This window comes from Mediterraneibacter massiliensis, assembly GCF_001487105.1.
Taxonomy (GTDB): Bacteria; Bacillota; Clostridia; order Lachnospirales; family Lachnospiraceae; genus Mediterraneibacter; species Mediterraneibacter massiliensis.
The window spans coordinates 847,131-864,837 of sequence record NZ_LN913001.1 but is presented as its reverse complement, the minus strand read 5'-3'; the positions used below and the strand labels follow the sequence as shown (position 1 = coordinate 864,837).

Sequence of the window (17,707 nt, the reverse complement as noted above, 5' to 3'; positions counted from 1 at the left end):
TTCCCATCACCTTCCCCAATATTTTTTATCCAGCGTTCGATATCCGATCGCCTCTGTCAGATGTCTCGCGCAAATCTTTTCATTCGCCTCCATATCCGCGATCGTACGGGCAACTTTCAGTATTTTGTGATAAGAACGTGCCGTCAGTTTCATTGTCTCAAATGCTTGTTCTAAAATAGCCCGTCCCGTCTGATCCAAAGGACAAAACTGTTCTGTCTCTTTCATTCCCATGCTGCCGTTTGTATAAATTCCTAAACCTTGCCTCGCAAACCTTTTTTTCTGTATCTTTCTTGCTTTTATGATCCTCTGCCTCATGTCTGCAGACGTTTCCGTCTTCTTTTTTTCAGTCAGTTCCTCATACGTGACTCGCGGTGCCTCGACACATATATCTATACGGTCAAGAAATGGCTGACTGATCCTGCCTAAATAATTCTGTATCTGTGCCGGCGTACACGTACACCGTTCCATATCTGGATAACATCCGCAGGGGCATGGATTCATCGCCGCAACTAACATAAAATCCGCTGGAAAGGTATAGCTTCCATGCACACGGTTGATTTCAATCTTCTTCTCCTCCAAAGGTTGGCGCAGCACTTCCAGAACAGATTTTTTAAATTCAGGAAGCTCATCCAGAAACAAAACGCCTCCATGCGACAGACTAATCTCTCCCGGCGAGGGGATCACACCCCCTCCTGTCAGAGCCGCCTTCGTGGCCGTATGATGCACACTGCGGAAAGGCCGTTTTTCAAGAAGAGGACGTTCCGTATCCACAAGTCCTGCTATGCTATATATCTTCGTCACCTCTACACTTTCTTTAAATGACATAGGCGGCAGGATCGTCGATATCCGCTTTGCCGTCATAGATTTTCCACTTCCCGGAGGGCCTACCAACAGAAGGTTATGTCCGCCGGCAACGGCGATCTGCGCTGCCCTTTTCACAACTTCCTGCCCTTGTATATCCGCAAAATCCAATATTTCCTGCCCCAGGCATTCTCTTTGATCTTCTGCGCTTTTCGTAAAGGGAAGGAGTTGTTTCTCTCCTTTCAAATATCTATATACCTCTTCCAGCGTCTCTGCCCCGATTATCTCCACGCCGCCTGTAAGAGCGCCTTCCGCCGCATTTTCTTTCGGCAGGATACAGGTCTTTATTTGTATCTTTTTCGCCTCTGTTACGATCGGCAGAATACCCGGTACTTTTAAAACTCTTCCATCCAGTCCCAGTTCTCCGATAAGCAGCGTACTTTTTAGTCTCTCCTGTGGTATCTTCCCCAGCGCAGTCAGAACCGCTGTCGCGATTGGCAGATCAAAAGAAGCTCCCTTTTTTCGTATCGTAGCCGGGGAAAGGTTGATCACTGTCTTCTTCGGCGGATATTCTATCCCCGTATTTTTTATCGCAGTCCGCACTCGCTCCGCCGCTTCTTTTACTTCCGATGAAAGGTACCCCACCATATGGAATACCGGAAGTCCATTGCTTATATCCGCCTCCACACGGATAAACTCCACGCCAAGTCCCCTGACTGCCGCGGTAAATACTGTACTTACACTCATAATTTCCTCCGGATGAGAAAACCTGTATAGCAGATAAGCCACGCATCAAACGCATGCATTTTGATATACCTGCATGAATAGCATAGAAAACACCTCAAACGATATAAGTAACAAATCTGAAACTTGACCGAATCGGCCTGATACCTTACAAAAAGGCAAGATCACCGGAAAGGAACCTCTCCGAGAACGTATGTATATGATAGTCTATATTTACTTTACATGTCAAGAAAATCATTATAATTTATTATAAAACTTTTTTCTCTGTCCTTCTTTTCATTGGAAAAGCACCAATTCCAGCGTTGCCTCATAAACTATATCAAATGTGCTTAGAGGTGTTTCCCTTGAAATCATTTCCCACTCCCCTTACTCCTTCCGAAGAAAAATATTACATCCAAAAATATACAGAAGGAGATCTTCAGGCAAAGCACATATTGATCGAACGTAATCTGCGTCTTGTCGCCCATGTCATAAAAAAATACCAGTCTCTTGATGAGGATCCGGAAGATCTTCTCTCCATCGGGACGATTGGTCTGATCAAGTCGGTCGTCACCTTCAATCCCGCTAAGGGCAACAGGCTTGCCGCTTATGCTTCCCGCTGTATAGAAAAAGCGACCCCACCGCTTTGGCTTCACTTGTGAAAAAAGAGGTAAAGAACACACCTTTTTCTTCATGGAACGTCTATCGCCAGTTTTCCAATCAACTTTTACTGCTTTATAAAGAAGAACATGGCAGACTGACTTATAAAGTCCAATATATCCTCACCTTTCCTTTCAAAATCCCCTCATGGCTCCCTGCACATGAAAAATATCTTCTTGTATATTCTTCTCCCGATTGTTTAGAGAAAACTTCTCAAAAGATACGGTATTTTCGCCATAAAAACTGTATGTACGCAAAAGACGTAGCAAAATATCTCGGCATGGACAGAACAAATTACGGTCACTACGAAGAAGTTGCCTACGAATACTGCCCACTTGCTATATTAGAAAAACTTGCTACACTCTACCACATACCCGTTACCGACCTTATGGACGACTATCATCTTTTCCTTTACAACGGTCAAGGAAACCGAGTACTGCAATATCGGAAAAATCTACATTTAACCCAACAGGAAATGGCAGATAAGTTAGGAGTCAATCGGACAACCGTTCGGCTTTGGGAAAAAGAATTTCACCGCATGACAAGACCAACTTATGAGGCTCTCTTTATCCAAAAAATTCTCGAATGAGTTTCTTCTATAATAAGGCTTGGTTATTAGCGGTACTTCGGGAGAAAGTTTCTGCTTGTCCTCTCTTTGCGTTTTCCTGTCTTTCCAAAGGGGGCTTAGGAAAAAGTTCTCAAAGGCTCCTAAGTGGCTATTACAGTCTGTCAGAGGTAAAAAAGAAGTTTCTTCCCTGCGAAAAAGGCAGCCACGTTCTTGTGACTGCCCCTTTCCCTATTTTATCATCTTCTCAACGCCCTCTATGATTGCAACTTTTTCTTCCGTTGACAAATCAAGTCTGTTAAGGTAGGAATATATAAATTCCCCATGTAGTGTAGCAATCTGCTCACCTAAGGTATTGAGATTCTGATTATCCTCCGGATAATGTACAATAATCTCCATACGCCTACCTCTCTTACATATTCTTTTTATCTTATGACTGAACTTCAATTATCTTGACTGTTCTTTTCTAGTTCTACATCTTCCATTGTTTTCTGTAATTCTTCCAACATCTTCTGAAAGTAAAACTTACGTCTTGGATTCATAAATCCTGTTTCTTCTAATGTTGTCCACAATTCATCAATTTTTATGGATACTGATGTAATGTCTCTTTCTAATTCCTCATGGTTAAGGATTCTTACTTGTAATATCTGCATATTGAAATTCTCCTCTCTAGCAAGTCTTACAATTTAAGAATCAAAACCTATATTTCCTTATTCGTTGTAAGGATTTATTTTAGCGTTATAAGTAATGTGACCGATTCGATTCACTTCATGGTCTGTATCACACATTCTTATGGAATATCCCTGCTCAAAACAAGGTTTTCTGTTCCCTACAATTTCTTTTAGTTCTTCATCATCTATATGCAAGAGAGTCGGCTTGGCTAATCCTTTTGAAGAAGTATAAATCTTGGCATGGAGAGGATAGTATTCTAATCGTGAAGATTTTTTCTTTTTATCTTTGAAAATATCTTCTCCCAACAAATTGCAAAAGTACAAGCCTATATCATTATGATTTCTAAAGTCTGAAATTCTGATATAACCATTTCCCCATATTTTTTCGACTTCATTCTTTGATAATTTTAATCTCTGAACGGAATCCTTTTTCACTAACACATGAATATGCCATGTTCCTTTTTGATGTGGCTCAAATACTGCAATATACTCCATTTCTCCATAGCGATATAGAAAGCGTTTCCAAAACTTCTTGAAGTCATTTTTACATTTCGCCATATCGTCTGTCGGCTCTGCATAAGTAAGGGTAATATGTCTTTCACACTCCTCTCCCTTAAAATTCATGTTAATGTACTGTCTGAGATAGGAGAATTTCTTATTCATGCTCTTTCTTCTGTTACTGGCAATCATTTCTTGTGACTTTTCCACATGAGCATATTCCTTTATCTCCCCTGTACTTTTCACAACATAATGGTCTTTGTCAATCTTTTCGATGTCTGAAAATCCTTTGGTGTTTCGTTTTCTTGTTACTGTCACATCAATAATGTCATTGGTAATACATATTGTGATGTCGTCTGCTGAGGTTATCTTAACCTTATCTACCTTTCTTACATATGTATTACTGCTATTGTTTATTTTTTCGGTCATAGCATAACCCTCCTTTAATTTGGTACAGAACCTTGTCTGTTCCTCTCTAACTCGTAAATGGAGTAGTTACGCCTCCTCAAAAATTTATTATTTACAATTTGTTCACATTTTCGTCTGTTGTTTTCCTAATAATCAAGTCTTTTTCTTACAAAAGAAAAGAGAGATCTCATTTCTGAAATCTCCCTTATACATAACTCTTTATAAAGTTGTCAAACTAATATATTCCTTTATTCACTCCCCGATTCAAAAAGAATTTGTCCAGCATGTACTTTTATCACATATTTGTTATTGCTACTTACAAAATTATACCCTTCCGTAGAAGACTGTGAATGGAATGATTCTTCTATTACATTTGAAATTATGTCTCTCATTTCATCTGTAATTCCAAAGTCCGAATAAAATATCTGCATACATTTTACCATAGCATCAAGATAATAATTTGCCAATTCTTCTTCACTATTAAAGTAGTTTAGCCAATCTGCTATGTCTACATTATTCCACATATCTCCAACCTCTAATATCATACGTGGACTTCCATTTATCAATGTATCATCTTGTTTTGTATCATATCCAACTCTTAGTTCAGGCATAATCTCAAACCCCTGCGAATCCCTGCCATTATTTCCATACGGGCTACTGACGATTTTCCTGATTTTTTCATAATAATCTGCATAAATCATATCAGAATCATTCAATTCTGGAATAACTAAATTATCATAATCAACCCATTCAACTTGATTCCATTTTAGTCCTGTGTCAAGAGATTCTAATTTCGTATATGTAGAAACAACGTATGTTCCTCTTTCTGCTTCACCTAATTGTAATGTTTCTTCTCCTACACCATAATATCCGCTGTTATAATTATTTATCTGTACTGTCCATTCGTCTAGTTGTTCACTAAAAGCATTATACTTTTCCAAAAACTTCTTATCAGAATCCTCATACACATGTTTTCCTAAATATACGTCTTCTGTTAACTTTTGGGATTCTTGCGCTATCTTCCTAATAATTTGGAATACTTCTTCTGATTTTTCTCTTGATAATCTTCCTTGTTCCAAAAAACCTTGTTCTACATTTTCATATTTTGTATTTTCAATCAAAGCAGTATTATAGAAGAACTTTTCCATTTCTTCTGTATTTGTAAAAAATGCCTCTGGTGTATCAAAAACAGATAAATTCTGGAAAGCCGTAAAAAATCCTTGAAAATCTGTTGTTTCTGCATCTTTCTCTCCCTTTTCAAGAATCTCTTTCAGTTTCTTTTTCTTCCCACTATTTTCTTCTTTTTTATCCTCTCTCACCATTTGATTTGAGTCTTTCTGCACTTTTTCCTGCTTATTTCCGCAAGCACTCATACTTATACTCATGCAAATAAGTAATAGAATGATATTTATTCTTTTTCTCATTACTTTTCTCTCCCACCTTATAATAAATTCATAATCTGCTTTATTACATTCTCATTCATTTCTTGATAAATGGTTCTTGTATCTCCGTCATGTTCATTTTCTTTTTGGATTTTTCTAGGAGTATCACTAAAATCTTCTATCCACCGAACTTTTATTCCTTTTGCATTATACAATTCAGGAATCGTTCGTATTTGATTATCTACCACCACACCAATCGCTTTTACTTTTAAATCTTGAGTTGGCATAAATCGTGTCTTTATAAATATAAAATCACCTATTTTAATAGAACGAAATAACTCATAGTATTTTGGCTTTTCTTCTTCTTTAAAACCTATTACCACAGCATTTTCTTTTAAACACTCCTTTGTAATGTCCCCTTCTTTCTCTGGAAAATATGCACCAACTCCCCACACTTTCATGTAACTTCCTCCTTCTATAAACTCTTTTCTTTTTATTTTAGGTCAAATACACCCTAATAGTCAATAGGTCATACTGCCATAATTAAACTAATTGATAACATTTTACAAAAAGAGGGTGATTTTTATTTCTTGATTAAAAGATTTACGAAAAGAACGGGGCTACACACAGATTAAAATGCAACACCTAACTGGGATAGACCAAAGTGATTATTCTAAGATTGAAAACGGAAAACGATACTATACATTTGAGCAATGCAGAAAAATAGCACTTGCTTTAGATACAAGTATGGACTACCTAGCCGAATTAACAGATGAAAAGAAACCTTACCCCCGTTCTTAAAATCGCAAATAATGAAAGAACTGCCTATCATCAACCTTTCAATGACGGGCAGTTCTTCTGCTTAAAATTCTTATTCAATTTCATTTACGAAAACAGTTTAGTGTACTCTGTCTGTGTATCGGCAATATGATACACATAAACTGTTTTTTCTATCAGTCGATAGATAGAAACGTACCTTTCAGATATAACCATGCGATACCCCTTTCGGTTCAACCATTTATCCGGTGTAAGCGAACCAGAATCCGGGTATAATTCCAAACGTTCAATACTATTTAATATCTGATCTGTTACTTTCATCGCAGATTCCACACCGAATTGAAGTAAATAATAGTCCTCAATACTTTTCAAATCTTCCCACGCAGTAGGAAGAATCTCAACTTTATATTGTTCCTGCACGTTCTCTCAATTCCTTTCTTGCTTCGGAGATACTTCTTGTCTTTGCTCCGTTTAACCGTTCTTCTTCTGCCTGTATGATTTTCGCACGAAGTTCCAATGCCTGTTCCCTTTTCTCAAAGGCATCAATATTCATAAATACTCCGTCACCCTCGCCATTTTTTGTTATATAAATCGGTTCACTCGTTGACCTTGCAAGATTGGAAATAGTAGAATAATCGTTTCGTAATGTTGCTGAAGCCTTGATAATCATTTTCTTCACCCTTTCATATCATTTTCTTGATATAATTATATCCGTTTTTTCATATATTATCAAGTAAATCTTATACGGTTTTGTCATTTGCAAATAAATTTACATAACAAAATTGTTGATTTGAATGCATGACACAACTACAATCAAATTCTTTTTGCAATCCTACAAAATCACATTTATACTTAACTTTGAAAAAGGAATGAAAGAAGGTTCGATATGAAAACACAGATAAACGGAAAAATCGCTATCTACTCTCGTAAGTCAAAATTCACAGGTAAAGGCGAAAGTATTGGAAATCAGATTGAAGAATGTAAAAAACACATTGCTTATAAATACCAAATAACCGATATGAATCAGATTGTCGTTTATGAAGATGAGGGTTTCTCCGGAAAAAACACAAAGCGACCGCAATTTCAACAAATGCTGAGAGCCTGTCGAAACCATGAAATCAGTATGATTGTCTGCTATCGCTTAGACCGTATCAGCCGTAATACGATTGATTTTGCTCTTCTCTATCAGGAATTAGAACGATTGGACATCAATTTTATCTCTGTAACAGAAAATTTTGATACTACAACTCCTCTTGGAAGAGCCATGCTTTCCATTTCCTCCGCATTTGCTCAGTTAGAAAGAGATACGATAGCAGAGCGTATCAGAGATAATATGCTGGCTCTTGCTAAAACAGGACGGTGGCTTGGAGGAACAACTCCGCTTGGCTATATAAGCACAGCCAAAACTTCCGTTGACATTGAGGGAAAAATCCGTACTGCTTACCGACTGAAAACAGATTCCGATAACTTTCCTCTCGCTCGTTTGATTTTTGATAAATTTTTAGAATTTCGTTCTCTTACGAAAGTGGAAACATATTTGCTTAATTATCACTATAAAACAAGAAATGGGAAAAATTTTTCTCGAACCGGAATACGTGACATTTTAAAAAATCCTGTCTATGCTGCTGCTGACGAAGATACTCTTTGTTATTTTAATGAAATAGGAACTCTTATTTACAATGAATCATCAGAATTTAACGGAACTCATGGACTGATGGTATATAACAAATCCAATCAAGCAAGCGAGATTCCGCATAAACAACACAATTATTCAGAATGGATTGTCGCAATAGGAAAACATAAACCGTTATTGACGGGAAAAGAATGGTTACAGGTACAAGAACTTGTAGAACAAAACAAATCTAAAAGTTATCGTAAACCAAAAGATAATACTGCCTTATTATCCGGCATTTTAATTTGTGCCGACTGTGGAAGTTATATGCGACCAAAAGCGAATCGAAGTTTGGACGAAAATGGTAACAAACGCTTTTCTTATCTTTGTGAAACAAAAGAAAAATCACATGGGGAACTTTGTAACATGAACCGCCCAGACGGAAATCTACTTGACCAAATGGTATGTGATAAAATAAAAGAAATTGCTAAAGGAGAAGATGTCGATAAGTTCCACGAACAGTTAAAATATGCGAAAAAGCAATTACTGTCAAAAGAAGCATCTAATACTACCGAATTAGACCACTTACAGAAAATACTCCATGATACTGACAGAAAAATAGAAAATCTTGTACTTGCTCTGTCCGAGGCAGATAATACTCCCGCTTTTTCTCATATCAATAAACAGATAAATAACTTGCACGAAGAAAAAATGAAGATTGAAAAGCAAATTCATACATTAAATGAACTTTTACAAAATCAAAATATACTGCTTGCCAACTTTGACGTATTGATTGAGAAATTATCTTCTTTTTCAGATTCTTTTGATATGATGTCGATTGAAGAGAAACGGACAACTCTAAGAATACTGGTCGATAAAGTTGTATGGGACGGTACTCACGTGCACTTATATCTAGTTGGTCAAAACAATGAAAAAACGAAGCCACAACGAGCGGGTTGCAAATGAAATACTCATGTATCTGCGGGCGAAAAAGAAAACAAACAAAGAAATTTCCCTCTATGAACCGATCGGCACAGACCGGGAAGGCAATGAGATTAAATTATATGATATTATCGAAACCGGAGAATTTGATGTCCCCGAAAAAGTATATCTCAAAGAAAATATCCAAAAACTCTATGAGAAGGTAGAAAACGAACTTTCCAACAGGGAAAAATTAGTTCTAAAAATGCGGTATGGCCTCTATAACGGAGAAGAATACACACAACGGGAAATTGCCAGGCAACTTGGCATTTCCCGTTCCTACGTTTCCAGAATTGAAAAAAGCGCCATTGAAAAATTGCGGAGATTTTTCACCTGATGATATTCTTAGAGAGTATGCCCTTAAAGAGTATACCCTTCCCTATGAAGAAAAACCGGATAGAAGCCTTTTGATTTAGGAATTCCTTCCGGTTTTTTCTACAATTTCAATTTTATACCGCAGCCGTCTTCCAATGCTTTTTGATACACATACCATGCGCATGCCACATCGTAAATACCGGATCCCATATGTGTATACACAATGATCTCATCCTCGGACACCCTTCCCGGGATCCTTCCTTCCATAACATCTGCCACTTCTCCGGCAATCTGTTTCGGATCCAGCTTTACATCATGTGACATGTCATGGCTTTCCACTATTTCCGCAATATCCGTCTCCAATTTTCCGACAAACCACTTATCCGCCTTATACGCAAGTTCCGGATCCACGTCGATAAATCCATCAATTGCGATAACCACTGTTCCTTTTTCTATATCGTCATAGTAAAGCAAAATATCCGGGCTATTGGTCGCAACAAGAAGTACATCTGCTCCCTGCCCACTTTCCCGGCTATTCTCTACATAAGAAAATTCTGCCCGCTTTCCAAAAAAATCTGCAATTTCTTCAAACCTCTCTCTTCGCCGACAGTGAATCCGCACATTCTGTATTTCTGGAAATTCTGCTAAAAACCCTGCAATTCCACACACCGCCTGTTTCCCGCTTCCGATAACGGCAAGCGTACATACGTGCTTTTTCGCCAGTATTTTAGCTGCTACTACACCGTGCCCGCCTGCCGTTCTCATTGGTGTAATATCATCGGCGCTGACAATCGCCTTCAGCCCCCCTGTTTCAATATCATTGACAACGACGATATTTCCATGACTGAAAGGAAAGCCCGGTGCCGGATCCCTGTATATCCCGATCCACTTAAATCCCAGAATGCCGCTCCTTGACAGACATGCCGGAATATGCAGGAATTCATTGTCTTGTTCTTTCGAAACCGAAAGGAAACTATGCTTCCCCTCGGTAACACTCCCATCCTTCCAATGTAACCACAATTCTTTCATGACTGCGATCACATTTTCCGGTTTTAAATATTTCTTGACCGTTTCTTTATCCAAATAGAGAAATGTCTCTTCCACGCCGTCCTCCCCTGCTCTGCCAGGCAATTCTTCTTATTCATCAAGCAACTCCATCATTTTTTTGAGTGAACACTTGATTTTCTTTTCTTTTAATTCCTGATCTTCCATAATCGTCAATGCTCCTGTCGGACAGTTTCTCACACATGCCGGCTCCAAACCTTGCTTTACTCTCTCTACGCAGCCGTCACATTTGATCATCTTCCCATCCGCCCCGTAAGATGGCGCCCCAAACGGACATGCCATCGCACAGCTGTGGCATCCGATACAATTGGTATTGTCGTACACCGTAAAACCCGTTTCCTCATCTTTGCTTAGACAATTACACGGACATGCCTTAATACAAGGTGCGTCATCACAATGAAAACAGGCGATTGAATAATATTCATACCCGCCATCTTCATCTTCCAGGTCACAGACCATCCGAAATGGCGACACGCCTTTCGTTACATCCAGATCATTCTGATCCATACAAGCTACTGCACAGGCTCCACAGGCAGAACATTTTTGAATATCCAAATCAATTACTTTTCCCATTGTCCGTTCTCCTTTTCTTTCATCAACAGATTGATCAGTCTCTCCGGAACCCCTTCCGCCTTTAATCGTACACGTGCAACCGGACTTAATCCCTCCTCATTTCCTGCCATTTTCTTAAGCATATAAGCTTTGAGAACACCGCTTGCTCCATATGAATCCAGAAAATTCATACATACCGGAACTCCCTCTTTCATCCTGACAACAAAACGCTGCCCCTTCTCCTTGTTTTCATATTCAAATTCTTCGCCCTCCATTCTCACATCACCATAGCCAATAAAGTCCATCCCCATAAAATGCGTGATGTTGTGAAGCATATTTCCATTATAGACAGTCTCTACACCTGCCATATTAGCGCCGGCTGTCTCGCCCTGCCGCGCAGCATTGTCCCAGATTCCAATGATCTGTGTCTGTCCGCTTTGCAGGTTGATTCCTTCACTACAGTCTCCGGCGCAATAAATATCCGGCATATTGGTCCGCATAGAAGTATCTACGACAATCCCCCTATTCATAACGATTTTCTCATCAGCCACTCGCGTATTAGCTCTGGTTCCTATACACATCATTACCAAGTCACAATACATGGTCTGCCCATCTGCGAATATAATCTTTTTCTGTCCGCCTTCTTCTTCTACAGCCTGAAGTGTTTTAGAAAATGCCAGATCCACACCCTTATTCTGCAAACGTTCTTCTATTTCATGGGCAATCTGCGGCACCGCAGATACCGGGAAAATATAGGGCGCCATATCTACCAATGTACAGTGGATACCTCTGGCATGGAAAAGCTCTACAAGTTTGATCCCAACCATGGAAGCGCCTATGACGACAGCACTTTTGATCTGTTCGGCTTCAAGCACATGCTTCACCTGTTTTGCGTCACGCATTGTCCGCATGGGAAAAACATTTTTTCCATCTGTTCCCGAAATTGGCGGAACGAATGCATTCGCCCCTGTGGAAATCAAAATCTGATCATACTTCCGCACCGTTCCATCAGCCATACGCACCGCCTTTTCTTCGGAGAGGACTTTATCTACAGACTCAAAAATCACTTGCAGATCAAATTCTTTTTGAATTGCTTCTATTGTTCCAAATGGACAGGTTCCTTCTTTACTGATCTTTCCATATATATAGTAAGTTGTCAGCATCGGATTTCCGGGAGTCCATGCGGTGTCTGTATAGACATCGATCAAGCCTCGATATCCATTCTCCCTCATCGCTTTTACCGCGTGATATCCGGCACACCCGAATCCTACAATCGCTGTTTTTTGTTTCATAATTAAGCCTCCTGCGCTCTGACCGGTGTCAATTTACATCTGCTGGACTTAAAACCGGGATATCCACTGTATGGATCTGTGTGTGTACTTCCGATCAGATCATTTGCATTCGCCTCACCATAGCCATGGAACATCTGTACATCTCCCTTTCGAATTTTGACCGATGGATTTACTTTCACACGGATTTTGCCTGTAATAGTTTCAATTTCCACCAAATCGCCTTTCTCAACTCCCAATTCTTTTGCGTCTTCTGCATTAATATCAACCATCGGGTCCGGTCTTAAACTTCTGGTCCACGGTACATTGTGCAGTCTGGAATGGATCGCATTCGGTATACGGGAACCGGTCACCAGGATGTAAGGATATTCCTTTTCATCCATTCCCTCATCGTCCAATGTAGGGCGATATGTCGGGATCGGACTTAAACCCTGTTCCTTAAATTCAGCAATATAATTCGAATAAAATTCAAACTTTCCGCTTGCAGTATTCATTCCATTTGTCGTAAATTCTCCCGGAACCACGTCTCTTGCCTCCGGTACCTTAATCGGCAGATCACTCGCCTTCATATCCTCAATCGTTATACTAAGATCGCGAATCATATAATTAATCTCCGCCTCATATCCTTCTCTGAGCAGCTTATCGTCCAGCTCCATAACATCTGCCAGTTCTTTTAGAATCTGCACATCACTTTTTGATTCATAAAGCGGTTCAATAACAGGTTTTGTAAATGTTGCGTATCCCCCGATATAGGCTTTGAATTCTCCTCGTTCATAGGATGTACATGCCGGAAGTACGATGTCTGCATATTTAGCCGTATCCGTCATAAACAGATCTACATCCACAAAAAAATCTAACGCCTTCAGCGCTTCATACATTTTCTTTGTATCTGGGAACATTTTCGCGTTCATGCCCGCACCATACAATGCTTTGATCGGATACGGAGTCCCTTCCAAAATCTGCCGCGACATATCCATCGCCTGAAATTCGTCCATAAATTTACACCATAATGGATACTTCGTACATCCGATCGCCTTCGATTTTCTGTCCGGCTGCACATCCAGATAGTACTCGTGTTCATACATATCAAATCCTGCTGGCATATCGTAAAATGTAGATTTCTCCGGAATCTGTCCACCCGGTCTGTCAAAATTCCCAGTCAGTCCATTCAGACAGATCATCGCGCGGTAATTCTGGAATCCATTGATATGATGTGTCAATGAACAAGATGTTTCTGTAATAGAAGCAGGGCCGTTTGTTGCATACATTTTCGTTGCTTCATAGATATCTTCTTTTCTTAAACCTGTAATCTCCGCTGTCCGTTCCAACGTAAACTGTTTCACGTACTTTGCATATTCTTCAAATCCATATGTATATTTCTCGATATATTCCTTATCATGCCAGTCATTTTCTATGATCAGGTTTGCCATTCCCAGCGCAAGCGCTCCGTCTGTTCCCGGTTTGATCTGGAGATGGATATCCGCAAGTTTTTGTGTCGCCGGTGTCTTTCTCGGATCAATAATGATAAACTTTTTCCCTTGCTCTTTCAAACGCAGTAATCTCGGTGCTACAAGATACCTGGAATGAAATCCATTCAAGGCAAAACCTAAAATGACATTTGAATTCTCCATATCCGGATCAGAATTCAGACCAACTGTTGCCTCCCAGGCCATTTCACTTGCTTTAAAGCAGGTACTGCATTCCGTTCCATAATTAATGCTTCCAAAAGAATATGCAAAACGATGCAGATACTGACGATACCATTTTGTATATCCGGAGAAGAATGCTACACTATCTGCGCCATACTCCTTTTTTACTTTCAGAAGTTCATCTGCTACGATCCGATATGCTTTCTCCCACGTAATCGGTTCAAACTTTCCTTCTCCCCGCTCGCCTATACGGCGAAGCGGGGTCTTGATCCTGTCTTCTCTATACACATACTGCCGTCCGGCAGCTCCTTTGGTACAGAGCAGTCCGTGATTTCTCGGGTGCTCCTTTGTACCTTCCAGTTTAATGATCTTTCCATCCTTTACATAAGCATCCACACCACAATGCATTCCGGGGCAACAAATATCGCACAATGTCCTCTTTACTTCAATCCCGTTTCCCTCGCATGGTATTTTCGCTTTAGTCAATTTATTTATGTCCGGCATACTTCTCCTCCAACGTCAAATTGTAAACAATTTGCCAAGATACGGAATCTTATCTCCCACTCTTGCTTTCCTCAGCGCTCCCCACAATGTCACTTGATTACTTGTGAGCACCGGCAGACCAAAATCTGTTTCAATGGTAGATATAATATCCAGAGCATTCATGCCTGTACAGCTTATAAAAATGCTCTCTGCTCCTGTCAAATCCAAAGCTTTCACATGTTGATAAATATCATATGGTCTGTCACTTAATTCATCCAGTGTACAGCGTTCTGATGTCATGCCCTGGATCGTTGTTACATGGATTCCATTATCCTCAAGAAATTTCTTCTCCAGTACATTTGTTTCATCCGGATATGGCGTCACAACCGCTGTACTGGACACCCCCAATGCACGGAATGCATCCAAAAGCGAAGTACTCGTTGTCAGCCCCGGATATCCGCACGTCTGCTCAATTCTTTCGATGCATTTCTGGTCAAAACCACTTCCTCCAACCAGGCTTCCTGAAGTACATCCAAAAGTAATAACATCAAACGGAAGGTTATCTGCAAAAATGCGTGCCGAATCTTCCAGACAATCTACCATATCCATTAATTCTTCCGGAGTTGGATTCCCTGAAAACGGAATTCGATTCGTTACCACCGCAACTCCCTCCGGTACAAATCTATGAAAATCTGTTTCAATCGCAACACCTGTTGTCGGTGCTATCACACCGATCATAGCTCTCCAGTTATATAACATATCTATTCCTCCTAACTGATCCTAGAAATGATCTCTTCCATAGAAAGCTCTGGAGCAAATCCAGAATTCTCCAATGTACGTCCTTCTGCATAATATTCTTTTTCATTTACTGCCGAAGCCAAAGTAATAACTGACTTCAATACCGGCATTTCTATCCCAAGACGTTCTGCGCAGGATAATGCCATTGAAGCACATGCGACTGCATCTTCTTCAATATAACGGTGATGCAGACTATCCGGACCTTTCAGCGTTCTAAATACGGAATATTCAGGATGATTTTTCCAATCTCTGAGTTCTTCAAAGAATTCTGTCGCAGAATCTCTTTCTTCCAGACCGAATGCTGCCAGCAGCCGTATCCTTTCCCGCCTGATTGCTTCAGTGCAATGGACAGCATAATCTGTCAAACCGTGCTGGAACAAAATAAACTCTTCTCCCATAGCGTCTACTGTACTGGAAGCAAGAAGGGTAGTCCCGATATGCAGCACATAATTATCTGACAAAAGTGCGCCTTCCAGTACATGCTTATTTGCTATAAAATCCAGAACGCCTTTATTTCTTTCCATAAACTTTGCTGTCTTACTTCCCGGAAGGGCGGAAATTTTCTTTGCGCGAATAGGAAGTCCGACTGTTACCTCCGCAGGAGCGGTCAATCTGCAAGGGCACAAATTGCCTTCCATCTCTGCTATGATGACACTATCCGGCACATTATTTTTTTCAAATACATCTTTGAAAATAAAAGAAGCAAGATTACCTGGAAGAATTAAAACGCTCTGTTCCTCTTTCATATAGGGAGCAATTTGTTCTGCGATTTCCCGATGTCTGGCTGCCGGTACGCAGACAAATATTAATTCAGCGCTTTCTACAGCTGCTTTAAAATCATGCGTCACGCACGCTAGCGGATAGATTCCTCTTCCCGCACGTCCCCTCAACATGACTCCGCCTTCTGTTTCTACTGCCTCCAACTCCTCTTTAAAATTTTCATTATCACACAATGTAACTGCAAACCCTTTCCCTGTCAGGTATGCAGCTGCAGCGTGTCCTGTAGAGCCGCCGCCGACCACTGTAATATATTTAATCATAGTCTGTCACCTCTCAAATTATAAAGCGATATATTTACTGATTTCTGTCATATCCTCAACATGTTCCAATTTGTTTAAAATGAAATCACAAAGAGCATCTTGTTTTTCCTCACTCATCAATCCCTTTGTCGCCAGTTTGAAGCAGGCAATACATTCTTCCCTTGTGTACGGATTCTGCGGATGTCCTTTCGGGAACTGAACCGCTTCGTCGTATATGGTTCCATCTTCCATTGTAACCTTCATCGTATAGGATGGATAAGACCCCTGCTGGAATGTATCAAAGTTGTGACTGATAAGAGAGACCTCTCCTACTCCTTTTACTTTTGCAGCCATCTTCAAGATTTCCGGATCTCTTAAATATTTTTCATCCAGCCATTCTGTTCCTACCTCTGGCCCTTTTAAATACATTGCCATACAAAACGGAATACTGAACTGCGCCGCAACCAGTGAATCATATCCGTCAGCCGGACTGTCTTCACTTCTCTCTGGAATGTACGGCGACACTTCTATTAATTTAATCTTGTCTACATCGATATCATTCTTCGTCATAATGGAATGGATCATATCCATCGGCGTCTGGATCCACATATTGACTGGCCAGTTTTTAAGCATAAGTTCCATGATCATATATCTCTTTCCAAGATCTTTGTCATACCAATCCCAATCACACTGGTCAGATACCCCGAAATAGTATCCTGTATCTTCTTCCAAAACGCCCATCAGAGTAGAAATACCTTTTTCCGTGATCAAAGCACATTCTACTGCCGACTGTGCCGTCAATCCGTGCGTATAGTGATAAAAATCACTAAAACTGGAATGGATCAGATTGATTGCGATTGGAGTCATATGTCCTGCGGCGCCTAAAAGCTGGTTCATTTTATCTCCCTTGATTCCCAAAAGCTTACCCGTTACAGAAGCAGGAGCAAAAATCTGCCAGCAATGAAGTCCCCAGCCTTCTTCAAAACGTTTTGGAGACGGCTGGACAGCCATTGCAATCCTCTGGTATACATCATACCCTCCGACTAATGCTGTCAAATACTCTTTTCCACTCTTATGATACGCCTCCGCCACTGCCAAACCAGTCGGAACTGCTCCTGCTGACGGATGTCCTGTCCAACTGCAGTCTTCCCAGTCCAGCAAGTCGGCCAAAGTACCGCTGGCCAGAACCGCATTACCTACACTGACCTTACTTCCATCACCGATGATCGTTGCTTCCTTTCCGCCTGCTCCAAGCGTTTTTGCAACATCGATGATATTCTTTCCTGCTTCTGTTTTTACTGCTGAAATGGCGGCTCCAACAGTATGTAAAGTCACCAATTTAGCACGTTCGATCACTTCTGCCGGGATGTCTTCATACTTGAGGTTCGATAAATAATCTGCTATAATTTTTGTATATTGTTTCATTTTTGTTCTCTCCTTTTTATCCTTTTATTTCTAT

General features: G+C 40.2%; 17 protein-coding genes and 3 pseudogenes. 5 read left to right on the top strand and 15 right to left on the bottom strand.

Annotated features, from left to right (window positions below):
* Nucleotides 1-6: 6 nt before the first annotated feature.
* Complete coding sequence (locus BN3282_RS08345) at nt 7-1,548, bottom strand: YifB family Mg chelatase-like AAA ATPase (RefSeq protein WP_059068266.1); 1,542 nt, start codon at nt 1,546-1,548, stop codon at nt 7-9.
* Between the two features lie 341 nt (nt 1,549-1,889).
* Here BN3282_RS08345 and BN3282_RS08340 point away from each other — a divergent pair.
* Together BN3282_RS08340 and BN3282_RS15190 are read left to right on the top strand one after the other, a co-directional pair.
* Nucleotides 1,890-2,153: pseudogene (locus tag BN3282_RS08340) on the top strand (sigma factor); the annotation flags it as partial.
* A 29-nt stretch (nt 2,154-2,182) separates the two neighbouring features.
* A complete protein-coding gene (locus BN3282_RS15190; RefSeq protein WP_205408535.1) occupies nt 2,183-2,773 on the top strand; it encodes a helix-turn-helix transcriptional regulator in 591 nt (196 codons plus the stop codon).
* A gap of 207 nt (nt 2,774-2,980) precedes the next feature.
* Here the strand turns inward: BN3282_RS15190 and BN3282_RS15050 are convergent, their stop codons facing one another.
* The 5 genes from BN3282_RS15050 to BN3282_RS08315 form a co-directional block, all read right to left on the bottom strand.
* On the bottom strand, nt 2,981-3,148 hold the full coding sequence (locus BN3282_RS15050) for a hypothetical protein (protein ID WP_162858230.1): 168 nt from the start codon (nt 3,146-3,148) through the stop codon (nt 2,981-2,983).
* 44 nt (nt 3,149-3,192) lie between these two features.
* The gene (locus tag BN3282_RS08330) at nt 3,193-3,402 is read right to left on the bottom strand and encodes a hypothetical protein (RefSeq protein ID WP_059068262.1); all 210 of its coding nucleotides are present in this window, start codon (nt 3,400-3,402) and stop codon (nt 3,193-3,195) included.
* A gap of 57 nt (nt 3,403-3,459) precedes the next feature.
* Nucleotides 3,460-4,347, bottom strand: a complete 888-nt coding sequence (locus BN3282_RS08325; protein WP_059068260.1) for a rolling circle replication-associated protein — start codon at nt 4,345-4,347, stop codon at nt 3,460-3,462.
* Nucleotides 4,348-4,574: 227 nt separating this feature from the next.
* Nucleotides 4,575-5,750 carry a hypothetical protein gene (locus tag BN3282_RS08320; RefSeq protein WP_059068259.1) on the bottom strand — a complete coding sequence of 392 codons (1,176 nt, stop codon included), beginning with the start codon at nt 5,748-5,750 and terminating at the stop codon, nt 4,575-4,577.
* A 17-nt stretch (nt 5,751-5,767) separates the two neighbouring features.
* On the bottom strand, nt 5,768-6,169 hold the full coding sequence (locus tag BN3282_RS08315) for a hypothetical protein (protein ID WP_059068256.1): 402 nt from the start codon (nt 6,167-6,169) through the stop codon (nt 5,768-5,770).
* A 145-nt stretch (nt 6,170-6,314) separates the two neighbouring features.
* On the opposite strand from BN3282_RS08315, the pseudogene BN3282_RS15565 reads away from it, so the two are divergent.
* Nucleotides 6,315-6,509 (top strand): annotated as a pseudogene (locus BN3282_RS15565) (helix-turn-helix domain-containing protein); the annotation flags it as partial.
* An 84-nt stretch (nt 6,510-6,593) separates the two neighbouring features.
* On the opposite strand, the gene BN3282_RS08310 reads toward BN3282_RS15565, so the two are convergent.
* Together BN3282_RS08310 and BN3282_RS08305 are read right to left on the bottom strand one after the other, a co-directional pair.
* The gene (locus BN3282_RS08310; protein ID WP_059068254.1) at nt 6,594-6,905 is read right to left on the bottom strand and encodes a type II toxin-antitoxin system RelE/ParE family toxin; all 312 of its coding nucleotides are present in this window, start codon (nt 6,903-6,905) and stop codon (nt 6,594-6,596) included.
* Nucleotides 6,889-7,155, bottom strand: coding sequence for a type II toxin-antitoxin system Phd/YefM family antitoxin (locus tag BN3282_RS08305; RefSeq protein WP_059068253.1), 267 nt, complete (start codon nt 7,153-7,155; stop codon nt 6,889-6,891). Before BN3282_RS08305 ends, BN3282_RS08310 begins: the two co-directional genes overlap by 17 nt.
* 216 nt (nt 7,156-7,371) lie before the next feature.
* On the opposite strand from BN3282_RS08305, the gene BN3282_RS08300 reads away from it, so the two are divergent.
* Both BN3282_RS08300 and BN3282_RS08295 read left to right on the top strand, forming a co-directional pair.
* Nucleotides 7,372-9,063, top strand: coding sequence for a recombinase family protein (locus BN3282_RS08300; protein ID WP_059068250.1), 1,692 nt, complete (start codon nt 7,372-7,374; stop codon nt 9,061-9,063).
* Nucleotides 9,053-9,415: pseudogene (locus BN3282_RS08295) on the top strand (sigma-70 family RNA polymerase sigma factor); the annotation flags it as partial. The gene BN3282_RS08300 and the pseudogene BN3282_RS08295, both read left to right, overlap by 11 nt.
* 98 nt (nt 9,416-9,513) lie before the next feature.
* On the opposite strand, the gene BN3282_RS08290 reads toward BN3282_RS08295, so the two are convergent.
* Genes BN3282_RS08290 through BN3282_RS08260 form a run of 7 tightly spaced genes read right to left on the bottom strand, consistent with a single transcriptional unit; the run spans nt 9,514 to nt 17,673 of the window.
* A complete protein-coding gene (locus BN3282_RS08290; RefSeq protein WP_059068248.1) occupies nt 9,514-10,497 on the bottom strand; it encodes an ornithine cyclodeaminase family protein in 984 nt (327 codons plus the stop codon).
* 33 nt (nt 10,498-10,530) lie between these two features.
* Nucleotides 10,531-11,031, bottom strand: coding sequence for a 4Fe-4S dicluster domain-containing protein (locus BN3282_RS08285; RefSeq protein WP_059068246.1), 501 nt, complete (start codon nt 11,029-11,031; stop codon nt 10,531-10,533).
* Nucleotides 11,019-12,302: an NAD(P)/FAD-dependent oxidoreductase gene (locus tag BN3282_RS08280; protein ID WP_059068244.1), complete on the bottom strand. Its 1,284-nt coding sequence runs from the start codon at nt 12,300-12,302 to the stop codon at nt 11,019-11,021. Before BN3282_RS08280 ends, BN3282_RS08285 begins: the two co-directional genes overlap by 13 nt.
* A 2-nt stretch (nt 12,303-12,304) precedes the next feature.
* Complete coding sequence (locus BN3282_RS08275; RefSeq protein ID WP_059068242.1) at nt 12,305-14,452, bottom strand: molybdopterin-containing oxidoreductase family protein; 2,148 nt, start codon at nt 14,450-14,452, stop codon at nt 12,305-12,307.
* A 15-nt stretch (nt 14,453-14,467) separates the two neighbouring features.
* Nucleotides 14,468-15,190 (bottom strand): maleate cis-trans isomerase family protein, encoded by a 723-nt coding sequence (locus BN3282_RS08270; RefSeq protein ID WP_059068240.1) that lies wholly within the window; start codon nt 15,188-15,190, stop codon nt 14,468-14,470.
* 11 nt (nt 15,191-15,201) lie between these two features.
* Nucleotides 15,202-16,269 carry an NAD/NADP-dependent octopine/nopaline dehydrogenase family protein gene (locus BN3282_RS08265; RefSeq protein ID WP_059068238.1) on the bottom strand — a complete coding sequence of 356 codons (1,068 nt, stop codon included), beginning with the start codon at nt 16,267-16,269 and terminating at the stop codon, nt 15,202-15,204.
* 18 nt (nt 16,270-16,287) lie between these two features.
* Nucleotides 16,288-17,673, bottom strand: coding sequence for an MmgE/PrpD family protein (locus BN3282_RS08260; protein ID WP_059068236.1), 1,386 nt, complete (start codon nt 17,671-17,673; stop codon nt 16,288-16,290).
* Nucleotides 17,674-17,707: the final 34 nt, after the last annotated feature.

Coding starts and splice junctions, on each gene's coding strand:
- BN3282_RS08345 (WP_059068266.1), bottom strand. CDS start 1,548: ATGAGTGTAAGTACAGTATTTACCGCGGCAGTCAGGGGACTTGGCGTG.
- BN3282_RS15050 (WP_162858230.1), bottom strand. CDS start 3,148: ATGGAGATTATTGTACATTATCCGGAGGATAATCAGAATCTCAATACC.
- BN3282_RS08330 (WP_059068262.1), bottom strand. CDS start 3,402: ATGCAGATATTACAAGTAAGAATCCTTAACCATGAGGAATTAGAAAGA.
- BN3282_RS08325 (WP_059068260.1), bottom strand. CDS start 4,347: ATGACCGAAAAAATAAACAATAGCAGTAATACATATGTAAGAAAGGTA.
- BN3282_RS08320 (WP_059068259.1), bottom strand. CDS start 5,750: ATGAGAAAAAGAATAAATATCATTCTATTACTTATTTGCATGAGTATA.
- BN3282_RS08315 (WP_059068256.1), bottom strand. CDS start 6,169: ATGAAAGTGTGGGGAGTTGGTGCATATTTTCCAGAGAAAGAAGGGGAC.
- BN3282_RS08305 (WP_059068253.1), bottom strand. CDS start 7,155: ATGATTATCAAGGCTTCAGCAACATTACGAAACGATTATTCTACTATT.
- BN3282_RS08300 (WP_059068250.1), top strand. CDS start 7,372: ATGAAAACACAGATAAACGGAAAAATCGCTATCTACTCTCGTAAGTCA.
- BN3282_RS08285 (WP_059068246.1), bottom strand. CDS start 11,031: ATGGGAAAAGTAATTGATTTGGATATTCAAAAATGTTCTGCCTGTGGA.
- BN3282_RS08280 (WP_059068244.1), bottom strand. CDS start 12,302: ATGAAACAAAAAACAGCGATTGTAGGATTCGGGTGTGCCGGATATCAC.
- BN3282_RS08275 (WP_059068242.1), bottom strand. CDS start 14,452: ATGCCGGACATAAATAAATTGACTAAAGCGAAAATACCATGCGAGGGA.
- BN3282_RS08270 (WP_059068240.1), bottom strand. CDS start 15,190: ATGTTATATAACTGGAGAGCTATGATCGGTGTGATAGCACCGACAACA.
- BN3282_RS08265 (WP_059068238.1), bottom strand. CDS start 16,269: ATGATTAAATATATTACAGTGGTCGGCGGCGGCTCTACAGGACACGCT.
- BN3282_RS08260 (WP_059068236.1), bottom strand. CDS start 17,673: ATGAAACAATATACAAAAATTATAGCAGATTATTTATCGAACCTCAAG.